This is a genomic window from Lacipirellulaceae bacterium (assembly GCA_040218535.1).
Lineage (GTDB): Bacteria > Planctomycetota > Planctomycetia > Pirellulales > Lacipirellulaceae > Adhaeretor.
In genome coordinates, this window is record JAVJRG010000012.1 from 1,108,081 (window position 1) to 1,120,901 (window position 12,821).

Below are 12,821 nucleotides of genomic sequence, written 5' to 3' on the forward strand. Positions count from 1 at the left end.
GGGAAGGGCATTATTGAAGATATTTTGGGTTTGGCGTCTTGTCGTGAAGCGATTCACTGAGGCCGTGTTTTTATAGAAGTCCGACGTTGGAGAACTAAAGAGATTTCTCTGGGCAGAAGCCTCAGTCTGCATAGCCCCAAGAATAAGAGCCATAGCGAGAATGGCGATTGATGTGCGTTTGATGCTCATGATCCGTGTTCCTCGTGGGAAAACCCTATGCGATCTCAATAGTTGCCATGAAAGTTACAACAACAAAGGTCAGTCTCCATTTTATCAACCCCGACCAAAAGGGCCAAAGATTTCGGTGGGCAGGCGAGGATTCCCCGCTTCGATTAACCCTCACAGCCCTCATGATCGGGTCGTAGAGGCCTTTTGTAGCGATTCCCTGGCCGTAGCGATCCACTGGGGATTATCCCCGTACCACTCGACAGTTCTTGCAATCCCCTCATCGAATGATGTCCTCGGTTCCCATTGCAACTCCTCTGCCGGTGCACCGACGGCATACCGCTGGTCATGACCGGGGCGATCTTCGATGTGCTGAATCAGGTCACGAGTTGAAGAACCCGTTGAGCGGGCTTGGTCAGTCACTTCGCAAATGGTGTTCACGACTTCGAGATTTGTTCGGCTCCGCCCGCTCCCTAGGAGATAACGTCTCCCCACGATTCCATTTCGAACGACCGCACGAATTCCTCGGCAGCAATCTTCCACGTGAAGCCAGTCGCGCTCGTGGAGACCGTTGCCATAAACCGTGAGCGGTATGCTTCGGAACGCAGAGAGAATCATCTTTGGGATGAGTTTCTCAGGTAGCTGACGAGGGCCGTAGTTGTTCGTCGAGTTAATGATATTAATTGGCAGTCCGTAGGTGCGGGCAAACGATTGGGCTAGATGTTCAGCAGCGGCCTTCGAAGCGGAGTACGGTGAACTGGGCCGGAGCGGACTTTCCGCGGTGAAATACTCTGCAGGTTGTGCGGAGCCGAATACTTCATCAGTGGAAATGAGCACAAAACGAAAATCACGACGGCGATCATTCGGAAGCGTTTGCCAGTAATTCTTGGCGGCATCCAACATCACGCATGTTCCCAACACGTTGGTCTGCGCGAACAACGGTGGCTCTACAATAGAGCGGTCAACGTGAGATTCCGCCGCGAGATGAATGATTGTGCGTGGCAGCTGCTCGTGGAGCGTTGCTGCCACCTGCTGCGGATCTGCCACATCGCCCTGAACAAACGTGTAACGAGGATCCTCCTCGAGCCCTTCCACGGAGGCTTCTAGTCCCGCATAAGTCAGCTTGTCGTAATTGACGACAAGGTCAGACTCTTCGTTTAGCCACTGACGAACAAGCTCACTGCCGATGAACCCTGCTCCACCGGTGATGAGTACGCAATCTGAGTCGTTAGTCGCAGCAATTTCTGGCATCCTTGCATGATAGTCACTGCAAGACGTTCGCGTAAGAAACTGACAGGCTCTTCAGTTCTTGCGGCGTTGACGAAAAAAACTGCTGAGGATCTCACCGCAGGGTTCCGCCATCACGCCTGAGATGATTTCAGTCTGGTGATTCAGTCGCGAATCGGAGAGTACCTCGTAGAGGCTCTCGACGGCACCCGCCTTGGGGTCGAGTGCTCCGAAGACGAGCTTCGGAATGCGTGCTTGCACGATCGCTCCAGCACACATCGGGCACGGCTCCAGCGTAACGTAGAGGGTACAGTCGGTAAGCCGCCAACTTCCCAAGGACTCAGACGCTTGGGTGATGGCGATCATCTCAGCGTGGGCCGTCGGATCGCGCAACGTTTCACGTTGGTTGTGGGCTGCTGCGATAACCTTTCCAGCGGAAACAATCACCGCCCCGACAGGCACCTCCTCATGGTTGAGGGCTTCTTCAGCCATACCATAAGCCTGCTGCATATACCGCAGGTGCTCTAGCTCGTCGGACGGCGTTTCAGTTGGGGGAGGATTCATACATTCCAAGGAAGAGTCGAGTGAACCATGAGCCTGCTGGGATCGTAGGGACAATGCTTACTCAGCCAATCTCATCATATTTACACAGCACGTGTCTTGTGCGCGGGTAGAATTGAAGACTATCGGAAGATGAACTGCCCATGCAACCACCCTCCCCCCTCACCGGCTCCTCCGCAACTACGGTTATGTCACCGTTGGATCGTTTACCTTCAGAGCGTCTTAAGCGATTGGCGCTTCGTGCGCGGACGTTGGCGGTGGTCTATTTGGTGGCGATTTTCACAGCGACGCACATCCCGTTGGATGTTAACTTGCCCTCCAACTCTCTTGGCCTGATGGACCATGCGGACAAGTTCGTCCACTTGGGGCTCTATGCGCTGCTAACGTTGGTTGTGCTTGTTGGGTGGGAACTCACTATCCGAACACCACTGCAGGCGAAGCACTATTTTGCGGTCTGGCTCGTCGGTACCGTTTATGGAATGGTCGACGAAGCGACCCAAATCCCCGTCGGTCGCACGGGGGATATGCACGACTGGCTAGCCGATGTTGTGGGGATCATTCTCGGGCTCGTTGCCTTTCGGATGTGCCGCGGGCTGATGTACCAATGGCTAAGCCGCGAGCGGCAGCGAGCCTAGATGATGTAGCCGGCAGCGAGCCTAAATAAAGTTCGGTGTTGGTGGGCGATAATCCGAAAGGTCAATCGACCGGAACCATTCGATCGTCTTCGCCAGCCCGTCTTTGAGTGCAACCTGGGGTTCCCAGTCGAGCTTTTTTTTCGCCAGCGTAATGTCGGGTCGCCGGCGTGTCGGGTCGTCCGAAGGGAGCGGCATTTCGACCAACTTTGACTTGGAGCCGGTCAACTCGATCGTAAGCTCTGCCAAGTCGCGAATCGTGAACTCGCCCGGGTTGCCAATGTTTACCGGCCCGATGAAATCGTCCGGCCCGTTCATCATGCGGACGATCCCTTCGATTAGATCGTCGCGGTAGCAGAACGAGCGCGTCTGGCTGCCATCGCCAAAAATCGTGATATCCTCGTTATTCAGAGCCTGACGAATGAAGTTTGAAACAACGCGCCCATCGTAGGGGTGCATTCGCGGTCCATACGTGTTGAAGATCCGCACGATCCGCACGTTGACGCCGTTGTGGCGATGGTAATCGCAATAAAGAGTCTCCGCCGCTCGCTTTCCTTCGTCGTAACAAGCACGTGTGCCAACGGGGTTCACGCACCCCCGGTAGCTCTCGACTTGCGGATGAACTTCGGGGTCGCCATAGACTTCGCTCGTCGAAGCTTGCAGCACCTTCGCGTTGCAACGCTTGGCGAGGCCGAGCGTGTGAATCGCGCCGAGGACCGACGTCTTCATCGTCTTAATCGGATTGTACTGATAATGCCCGGGAGCCGCTGGACAGGCGAAGTTGTAGATCTCGTCCACTTCCAAGAAAATCGGCTGCGTGATGTCGTGCCGGATCAGCTCGAAATTATGGCTATCCAGCAGATGGTCGACGTTCGACTTCTGACTCGTGAAGAAATTGTCGAGACACAACACGTCGTGCCCTTCGGCAACGAGCCGCTCGCAAAGATGCGAGCCCAAAAACCCGGCGCCGCCGGTGACAAGAATGCGTTTAATCAGTGACATAGAATTTTCAAAGAAAGTTAGCCGCCGACATTGGTCGGCGCGTGTTTTGTGTGTCAGCCGAGCGTCGACCAAGGTCGGCGACTAACAGCGGTAAAGGTTCTCCATCATAGTTGGAAGAACCTCATCAGCCACGCCCATTTTGCCGATTCTTTCGGCCACCATTGCGTTGGCTCATCTGGGGCCGGGAAGTCTGCAGGTGCAGGTTGCCCTCGCCCAGCAGATTATCAACCCGGCTGCGGCATTCGGCGGTCAGATCAACGCCGCCCCACTGGCTATCGAGCCAAACTTGGCCGCCGCCGGCCAAGTCGAGTCGCAGTTTGAGTTTCTTCCGTCCGGGATACCCGCGGAGGATCTCACGGAGCTGTTTGAGTGAATCCTGGCCGTGCTTAGCCTCTTCGACGCGAATCACCACCCCGCTGCTGTATCGCTCAGGTAACTCGGCAATCGGGATCAACTCGTCGACGATCAGGTTCACCTCTTCTGCCCCCGGGCGTCGATCGACCTTACCTTTGATCGCCAGGATCGCGTCGCCCGCGACATGCTCGCCGTATTCGGCAAATTGCTCTGGCCACATGATGCAGCGGGTAATGCCATCGAGGTCTTCGAGATCCCACATGGCGTACTTCGTGTGAACCTGACCAGGGCGGGGATTCTTCGTGTGCGACATTTTGATCGCCGCGAGCATGCCTCCCATCAAGACCTCATCCCGGTGTTGCAGCGACACAAGCGACTTGCTGGTGTGCGTGCAGAAAGCTCGAAGAGTCTGCTCGTATTCCGCCAGCGGATGACTGCTGAGATAGAACCCCAGCACTTCTTTCTCCAGCACTAACTGTTCCTTCTCTGGCCAAGCGGTGATGGCTGGAAGGTCCAGCGCGGCGTCGGAGGTGGTTTCCTCCTCTTCCACTTCGTCGAAAAGCCCCTTCTGCCCACTCTTGCGATTAGCAGCGGCTGCTTGACCGGCTTGCATCGCTCGATCAAGAGCGGCTAGGTACTGTGCCCGGTGGCCGCCCAGCTCGTCGAACGCGCCGCTTTTGACTAGCGCTTCAATCGCCGCTCGATTGCAATCGGTCGCGTCAAGTCGTTCGCAGAAATCGAAAATGCTCTTGTAGGGTCCGTTCGCCTCACGCTCCGCCTGAATCGATTCTGCCGCCGAGCCTCCACATGCTTTTACGGCACTGAGCCCGAAGTGGATCTTCTCGCCTTCGACTTTGAACTCGGGCTCTCCGTGATTGACGTTCGGCGCGACAACATCGATCTCCATCCGGCGGCAGTCTTCCAGATGCTCAACAAGTGAGTCCTTACTCTTGAAGTTCCGCCCGGGGATGTCGCAGGAAAGCAGCGCGGCCATGAACTCGACCGGAAAGTGTGCCTTCAAGTAGGCCGTTTGGTAGGCGATCAGTGCGTAGGCGGTCGAATGGCTCTTGTTGAAGCCGTAACCGGCGAACTTTTCGATCATCTCGAACAGCTCAACGGCTTTTTTCTTGTCGAGCCCCTGATCGCTTGCCCCTTGAATGAACTCCTCTCGGTACTTGGCGATCATCGGCAGCTTTTTCTTGCTGATCGCTTTGATGCACGTGTACGCGTTGGAAAGTTGGATGCCGCCCAGACGGTTGAGAATCCGCATGACCTGCTCTTGATAGACCATCACGCCGTGGGTCTCAGTGAGGACTTCCTCCATCACCGGATGAGGATACTCGGCCTCCTTACGGCCATGCTTCACTTCGATGTACTGATCGACCATGCCGCCTTCAAGCGGCCCCGGCCGGTAGAGGGCGGCGGTGGCGATGATGTCGCGGAAGTGGTCAGGCTTCATCCGTTGCAGCAAATCGCGAATACCGCCCGATTCGAGCTGGAAGATGCCTTTCGTCTCCCCACGGCAAAGGACCGCGAAGCTTTCCTTGTCGTCCAAAGGGAACTCATGCGGATCGATTCGCTTACCTTGCGACTGCTCAATCAAATCGACCGTGCGGGCGAGGATCGTCAGGTTGCGGAGGCCCAGAAAATCCATTTTCAACAGGCCCGCGTCCTCAACATCTTTCATCGCCCATTGGGTGATGATTTCTGTCTTGCCTTTAACGCGTTGGAGTGGGACGTACTCATCGACGGGCTTCTCGGAGATCACCACTGCCGCGGCGTGCGTGCCAACGTTGCGCGCGAGACCTTCAATCTTGCGAGCGAGGTCCAGTAGTTCGCGAATCTCCGGATCGGCTTCGTACGTCTTCTTCAGCTCGTCGGAGGTTTCGAGCGCCTCGTCGAGCGAGATTCCCAGTTTATCGGGCACCATGCCGACGATTTGATCGACACGGTAGATGGGGATGCTCATCGTCCGGCCCACGTCACGGATGGCCGCCCGCGCGGCAAGCGTTCCGAATGTGCCGATTTGAGCGACGTTGGCCTCGCCGTACTTGTCCTTCACGTACTGAATGACTTCGCCGCGACGTTCCTTACAGAAGTCGATATCGATATCGGGCGCTTCGAGGCGATTCTCGTCGAGGAACCGTTCGAACAGCAGGTCGTACTCCAGCGGGCAGACGTGGCTCATCTTGAGGGCGTAGCAGACGAGCGAACCCACACCGGAGCCACGGGCCGTACAGGGAATGTCTTCTTCGACGGCAAAACGCACAAAGTCCCAGACGATCAAGAAGTAGTCCGGGAAGCCGAGCTTGTTGATGACGCCCAGTTCGCGATCAAGCCGGTCGTGAACCTCCTGGGATAGCTGCTCAGTGCCCGGATCGTCATTCGTCCAACGATGTGGCACCTTGGCGTAGCGTTCTTTCAGACCTTCGAGACAAAGCTCATAGAGATACTCTTTCGAGCTTTTCTCGGTGTTGTCAGGATTGGGGGGCGGTTGGAACGTCGGGAAATGCCGTTTGCCTAGCTCTAGGTCGATGTCCACCGAATTGGCAATTTCTTGCGAGCGACCGAGGGCTTCCTCCATGTCGGGCAGCGCTTCGAACATCTGTTCCGCACTGCGAAGGAAAAACTGATCCCCCTCCATCTTCATGCGGTTCGTGTCGGTGCGGAATTTACCAGTATTGATGCAGAGCAGCACGTCCTGAGCTTCGGCATCCTCCTGATTCACGTAATGCGCATCACTGGTCGCGACCAACGGCAGGCCCATCCGATTGGCGACGATCACTGCGGCCTCTTTGGCAAGGCGTTGGATCTCGACGCCGTTGTCCTGCACTTCGATAAAGTAGCGGTCGCCGAAGACTTCATGGAACCAAGTAGCGATCTCGGTCGCATTGACGATCTGTTCTTCCAACGGCGGCTCGCTGCCATTGAGCAGCGCCCGCGAGAATTCACCGGAGACGCACCCTGAGAGGCAGATAATCCCTTCGTTGTATTGCTCCAGCAGCTCGCGATCGATCCGCGGCTTGTGATAGAACCCTTCCAGATAGGCGCTGCTGGCCATTTTCACGAGGTTGCGAAAGCCTGTGGCGTTCTTGGCGAGCAACGTGAGGTGGTAACTGGCCGCCTTGCTCGAAGCCGCACCACTGTGGTCCAGCCGGCTGCCGGGAGCAACGTAGGCCTCGTACCCGAGGACCGGATTGATCCCCGCGTCCTTGGCGGCCTGGTAAAACTGCAGCGAGCCGTAGAGATTCCCGTGGTCGGTGAGCGCCAGCGCATTCATCCCCAGCTCTTTGGCCCGGCCGACAAGCCCCTTAATCGGGCTAGCCCCATCAAGCAGGCTATAGTGGCTGTGACAGTGAAGATGAACGAATGAAGGAGCAGACGGCATAGTGGGCAGTAGGCAGTGGGCAGTGGGCAGTCACTTGTGCTGACCGTGATTGTACCGACTGCTCTGCGAGACTGTTACCGGCCTACTACATTTTGAACCGCCAAGGACGCCAAGAGCGCTAAGGAATGACCGGATAACGGGATGGGCGAGATCGACGGGATGAAGAAAACGATTTGCGATGCAAACGCGAGGATTTCAATCGAGTTTGCAGTAAGACAGAAGAAAACTTCTAAGCTTATCTCGTTGATCCTGAAAATCCTGTTATCCTGTCCAAACTTAAGCACCGCCCGGCTCGCCAATCGACCGCAGGTACTCGGCCAACTGTGATTGCATTTCCAGCAAGTCCTGCCAGTAGACCAGCGGAATTTCGACGCGGCTGGATTCCTCTTCCACAACGGCATTTTGCAAGAGCTGCCGGGCGCGGAGGTGCAGATACTCCAGCAACTCAGAAACTTGAGCTGCTTGCCCCGGGCTGAGGTTCTCCGGCAGATCGGGTGGGCCGGGGATGTGGAGCGTGCTTTGCAGGTCTTCCGAAGCGCCAAGCTTAAACTCGAAGCTGAGCGACTGCGAATCGTTCGCACGCTTAGCAATTTCGTCCGCGGCCAGCTCGTTGGTGTCGCCCAGGCCTTCACGCAGTTCCTCTAAGCGAGCGGCGATCTGTTCGCGGGTGCCGAACAGGACGACCGAACGCCCCAAGGTGATGACATCGCCATAGCGAAGGATCCTGAGATGCGTATCCTCGCCATTAACGCGGGTGCCGTTGGTGCTTTCCAGATCGGTGAGGACCAGCTTGTCGCGGTCCTCCTGAATCTTCAGATGGAAGCGGCTGATCCGCTCGTCGTGCAACTGGACGGTGTTCCCTTCTTCACGACCGATCGTGATAGGGGTTTCCAGGTCCGAGTAAACGTCGCCTCGATCCGCCCCATCGAGAACACGTAACGTGATTCCGCCGTCAGCCACTTTGTTTCGGTCGCCTCTCGCTCGCAGGAAGTCTTGCCTAACTGTCCCGAATTTGCCCTCGCCCTACAGCGCTTATAACACGCCCTGGGGCTGGGAGCAAGTAAAGTTGCGGCTTCGCGAATCCTCAGACTTCCCTTATCAACCACTGATGAGCATGGTTAGACACAGATCCCGATTTCCAGGGTCCGATCTTCCGAGGTTGATCCAAAAACCGTTACTCAGATGGCACTGTAGAAAACATTCTTCGATTGTTCCTTTTCATATCAGGCGCCCAAAAACGACGTGGAACAACCACATCGGCGTTGCACCTGTGACTCAATCGAAAGCCACGAGTTGCCAATAGACAACACAAACAATGACGGACATTGATATTCATGCCTATTTCGAGTTTCTTCGCTTGTTTTGCGACTCGTTAAGTTTTCGTGAACTATGTTTTTACTAGGAGCGAAGTCAGCGATAGGCAGGCCCGCTTCACCACTTTTCTTATGCAGCATTGCCCCTAGCTGCAACCATATAGGCGTCGATGGGCAGCCCGGCTGTCCCCCAAACTCATCTTCCAAGTTTCGTAAGAAGTAGAGCGAGTGTTCCCTGAGCGGTTCGTGCGTTCTCACAAATGAAGGCTTTCAACAAGAAAGCTGCTTCCCCAGGTCGAGCTTTGGCTCGGCTGGCGTCGGAGTGAAGGCTGCTGCGCATCGGCGAAGTGATACGTCACAACAGCCACTACTTTTCAAAGCAAACTCTTTTCTGGAGCCTCAAAAATGATACTTCAAAAATTCAAAACAATTGCCGTCGCCTGGTCAGTTGCTGTCGTAGTCTTTATTGGATTAACGGCACAGACCCAAGCCCTTGAAGTGGTCGCTATTGAAGAACACTGGGAACTCAAAGTCGGCCAGCCTGATGGCGGCGTCAGTGGTCCACAAGTGACGATGATTATGTCGCCTACGAATGACATCGATCACGACTTTTTCGTCTATACGCTGAACTATCGCAGCGACCCCGACTTTACTGCGGGTGGCATGCAGGTGCAGCGTTGGTACGGAGAAGACTTTGAGGATAGCCGCAATGGCTCTCCCAACGGAATGCTTCACTATACCGATGAGACGGTCACTTGGGTTCAGCGATTGGAACTCGATACCGCCAACAATAGCCTGACGTTTGATGTTAATAACGGAACTTCGGAATCCTGGGGTGCGTTCGGCAACCAAGGCTACATGCGATTCACGATCAATTCGACGCTCGCGAACCTCAACAACTATCGTCCCGCAGTTTCCATTACCGGCTCAGGTGTCAACTTCGGGGGCAATCGCGTCAAGTCACTCATCCTCACCAAAATTCGATGGTGGGATGCCGAGGGGAACATGTACGAGATGGAAGCTCCGATCGACGTCGATGCAGACATTGATCCTTAAGCCTGAGGAGTGTTTCACTTTCCATTAAGCAAACCTTCCATCAGTGAGTTTTCAAATGAACACTGGCAAGCCAAGCTTTCTTCGAACTAGCAGGGGGCAACGCAAGGGCGCGATTACCGTCCTCGCAGCGCTAATGACCGTTTGCATGTTGGCAATGGTCGCCTTCACGGTTGACGTGGGCTATATCCTTTCTAGCGAACAGGAATTACAACGCACCGCAGATTCTGCAGCGCTGGCCGCTTGCTGGGAGTATGCTAAGAATCGAGCGCACGACAACAATCAGTACGATTCGATCAATGCGGGACGCCTTGTAGCCGCCCAGTATGCGGGCTTGAATCGAATCGGCGGTGCTGCAACGCAGATTGATCCGAACCTCAGCAACAGTACGTCTGGAGACATCACTTACGGTCGAATCGATGATCTCTACACTGCTGATCCGACGGTCGATACGTATAGCACGAAGGACTTCAATGCAGTCACAGTAAGGATTCGGAAGAACGAGAACATCAACGGCAAAGTCCCCTTGTTCTTTGCTAAGATCTTCGGCCTCTCTGGTCAGGAGATTCGCGGTGAAGCCACAGCTGCCTATACCGCAGGCATTTCCGGGCTTTCCGTGCCTGGGCATGGCGGCAATATCGACCTGCTTCCCTTCGCGCTCGATGAAGACACCTGGAACGATTTGCTGGCCGGCTATGCTCCCGATAATTGGGCATGGGATGCCGAAACAGGTGCGATCTCCAGCGGTTCTGATGGCATTCTCGAAGTGAACCTGTATCCGCAAGGGACGGGTTCACCTGGCAATCGAGGTACCGTAGATATCGGCGGCAGTAACAACAGCACCAACGACATCGCCCGACAGATTCTCTACGGAGTTTCTCCAACCGATATGGCCCACCACAATGGTGTGCTAGAGTTTGATGCCAACGGAGAACTGGAGCTCAATGGTGACACCGGCATTAGTGCGGGTGTCAAAGACGAATTGAAGGCCATCAAAGGCCAGCCACGTATCATCCCCATTTTCTCTCGCGTTCACGGACCGGGCAACAACGCTCAGTACACCATCGTCAAGTGGGCCGGCATCCGTATCTTGGACGTCAAGCTTACCGGTCCGATGAACAAGAAAAGAGTGATTGTCCAACCTGCCCCTATGGTTGTTGAAGGAGTCATTCCTGGTAAGGACGACGAGAGCGACTACGTCTACTCGCCAGTCGTCCTCGTGAACTAGAGTGGGTCACCCACCTAGTTGAGGGCACACCGATTGAACATTACTACCGAATTGGGGTTATTGAAATGAGATTTCTCACTAATCGACGCACTCGTGACGCCTCAGGGAGGATCCAACGATCTTCGCTTCGTGGCTATCGAGCAGCGGAACGACGGGGAGCTTCCGTGGTTGAATTCGCCTTGGTCGCTCCCATCTTCTTCATGCTCGTTTTGGGCATGATCGAAGTAGGACGGGCGCTCATGGTCCAACAGGTGATTACCAATGCCTCACGCGTGGGAGCTAGGAAGGCCATCACGCTGTCAGGGACCCAGTCGAACACGATCACCAGGGTTGAAGATTATGCCACTAACACCGGCGTTCCGGGCGTCACAGTGACCGTCAGCCCAGACCCTGCCGCCACGGACCCTGGCGACGAGATTACCGTTCACGTATCGGTCGACTTTGCGAACGTCAGTTGGATGCCTTCGCCTTGGTTTATGGGAGGAGTGTCTTTACAGGCGTCTTCCGTGATGCGTAAAGAAGGCTTCTGAATGTCGTCAGAAGACTGAAGCAGAAATGTGAAAAACCGCAAGAATTATCAGACGCCTCGACATTTCATGACCTAAGTTTGAATAGAAGCTAATCACTTTCTTTTCACAAATCACTTTTCAACTCCCTAGCGATACGCTTCCCCAGCATTGAAGTGAAACGACGTATCGTAACTTTTGCACAACTCCTCTCCCTAAGGTCACTCTACAGGGGCACGACTGTAGAGCGCGCTGCAAGCGACCGTTGCCATGCTATGCTCTCGAAAAACTGATCGTTCGCCCAATCGCCGTGGAACCACGGTGGTAGAAGCAGCCTTCGTGTTGCCAGTCCTCTTCTTTTTAGTCTTTGCGATCATCGAGTTCGGTCACGCTCAGATGGTGGCCAATCTGATGCAAAGCGCTGCCCGGAGCGGAGCCCGTTTGGGTTCCACCGAAGGTATCTCTTCTGCTCAAGTGAATCAGCGTGTGATCGACACCATCGGTTCGGCTGTCGATACCTCGTCGCTGAACATTTTCGTTAACGATGCCAGCAGCATGGATAACCCAACTGCAGGTGAGCAGACCGTCGAGCAAATCGAGTCCATGCCTGCCTTAGAAGTTCAGGATGCCGAGCCACGTCAGTTGTTCGTCGTGAGGGCAACGATTCCCTACAACGACATCGCCCTGGTTCCCATGCCTTTCATGAACGGAGTGATCCTCGGTGGGCAATCGTTTATGAGGCACGAGTAAATCGTTTTTCTTAGGGAACGCCCTCCGTGACGTTCCACCGAAGCACCTAACACTTTCCGCTTACCTATCCAAACACCTAACCGCCACGTTCCCCAAAGTTGGAGAAACACCATGACGCTACTAAGAGACAGAAAGAAGAGGCACACGTGCCGACCATCGTCACGGCGGTGTCCGGCAAGGTTGGGAGCCGTGGCGGTCGAATTCGCCGTCGTTGCCCCCGTGCTGTTGGCGATCGTTGTCGGGCTGATCGAGCTCAGCCGCGTCTACAACGCCCAGAACTTATTGCAGACCGCAGCTCGCGAGGGAGCCCGTTTTGCATCGATGGATCGGGCCGGCATGCTCAGCGATGGCGAAACGGCCAACGCGAAGCTAGAGAACGACGTGAAGAACTACTTGGCTTCAACGGGAATGGATCGCGATTCGATTGATGTTCAAATCCTCGACCACGACAACCCTGATCAAACCTTCAACCTCGACGATCCAGCGAACGACCTCAAGTTGTTCGACGTGACCATCGAAGCCCCGTACTCCTCGGTGAGTTATACGCCAGTTCCGGAGAACAACGACTATACCCTAACCGCTTCGATCACCTTCCGTAATGGAAGACTGACGTATTCGGATTAGCAGAAAGTCGAGATTCGG

General features: G+C 55.1%; 11 protein-coding genes. 6 read left to right on the plus strand and 5 right to left on the minus strand.

The window, feature by feature from the left end; genetic code table 11:
* Positions 1-348: 348 nt before the first annotated feature.
* Both rfbB and tadA read right to left on the minus strand, forming a co-directional pair.
* Positions 349-1,416, minus strand: a complete 1,068-nt coding sequence (gene rfbB, locus RIB44_18500) for a dTDP-glucose 4,6-dehydratase (protein MEQ8618568.1) — start codon at positions 1,414-1,416, stop codon at positions 349-351.
* A gap of 51 nt (positions 1,417-1,467) precedes the next feature.
* Positions 1,468-1,956: a tRNA adenosine(34) deaminase TadA gene (tadA, locus tag RIB44_18505; protein ID MEQ8618569.1), complete on the minus strand. Its 489-nt coding sequence runs from the start codon at positions 1,954-1,956 to the stop codon at positions 1,468-1,470.
* A 140-nt stretch (positions 1,957-2,096) separates the two neighbouring features.
* Between tadA and RIB44_18510 the strand changes: the two genes are divergently transcribed.
* The gene (locus tag RIB44_18510) at positions 2,097-2,588 is read left to right on the plus strand and encodes a VanZ family protein (protein ID MEQ8618570.1); all 492 of its coding nucleotides are present in this window, start codon (positions 2,097-2,099) and stop codon (positions 2,586-2,588) included.
* Between the two features lie 21 nt (positions 2,589-2,609).
* On the opposite strand, the gene RIB44_18515 is transcribed toward RIB44_18510, so the two are convergent.
* The 3 genes from RIB44_18515 to RIB44_18525 all read right to left on the minus strand — a co-directional run bounded on the left by RIB44_18515 (position 2,610) and on the right by RIB44_18525 (position 8,289).
* Positions 2,610-3,581: an SDR family oxidoreductase gene (locus RIB44_18515; protein ID MEQ8618571.1), complete on the minus strand. Its 972-nt coding sequence runs from the start codon at positions 3,579-3,581 to the stop codon at positions 2,610-2,612.
* A 130-nt stretch (positions 3,582-3,711) separates the two neighbouring features.
* Positions 3,712-7,329, minus strand: coding sequence for a DNA polymerase III subunit alpha (gene dnaE, locus RIB44_18520; GenBank protein ID MEQ8618572.1), 3,618 nt, complete (start codon positions 7,327-7,329; stop codon positions 3,712-3,714).
* Positions 7,330-7,605: 276 nt separating this feature from the next.
* Complete coding sequence (locus RIB44_18525; protein MEQ8618573.1) at positions 7,606-8,289, minus strand: FHA domain-containing protein; 684 nt, start codon at positions 8,287-8,289, stop codon at positions 7,606-7,608.
* 758 nt (positions 8,290-9,047) lie between these two features.
* On the opposite strand from RIB44_18525, the gene RIB44_18530 reads away from it, so the two are divergent.
* From RIB44_18530 to RIB44_18550, 5 genes are all read left to right on the plus strand, one after another.
* Positions 9,048-9,698, plus strand: coding sequence for a hypothetical protein (locus RIB44_18530; protein ID MEQ8618574.1), 651 nt, complete (start codon positions 9,048-9,050; stop codon positions 9,696-9,698).
* 55 nt (positions 9,699-9,753) lie between these two features.
* Positions 9,754-10,923, plus strand: a complete 1,170-nt coding sequence (locus RIB44_18535) for a pilus assembly protein TadG-related protein (GenBank protein ID MEQ8618575.1) — start codon at positions 9,754-9,756, stop codon at positions 10,921-10,923.
* 65 nt (positions 10,924-10,988) lie between these two features.
* Complete coding sequence (locus RIB44_18540) at positions 10,989-11,453, plus strand: pilus assembly protein (GenBank protein ID MEQ8618576.1); 465 nt, start codon at positions 10,989-10,991, stop codon at positions 11,451-11,453.
* A gap of 246 nt (positions 11,454-11,699) precedes the next feature.
* Positions 11,700-12,179, plus strand: a complete 480-nt coding sequence (locus tag RIB44_18545; protein ID MEQ8618577.1) for a pilus assembly protein — start codon at positions 11,700-11,702, stop codon at positions 12,177-12,179.
* 189 nt (positions 12,180-12,368) lie between these two features.
* Entirely contained in the window at positions 12,369-12,803 is a 435-nt protein-coding gene (locus tag RIB44_18550) for a pilus assembly protein (protein ID MEQ8618578.1), read from the plus strand.
* The last annotated feature ends 18 nt before the right edge of the window (positions 12,804-12,821 follow it).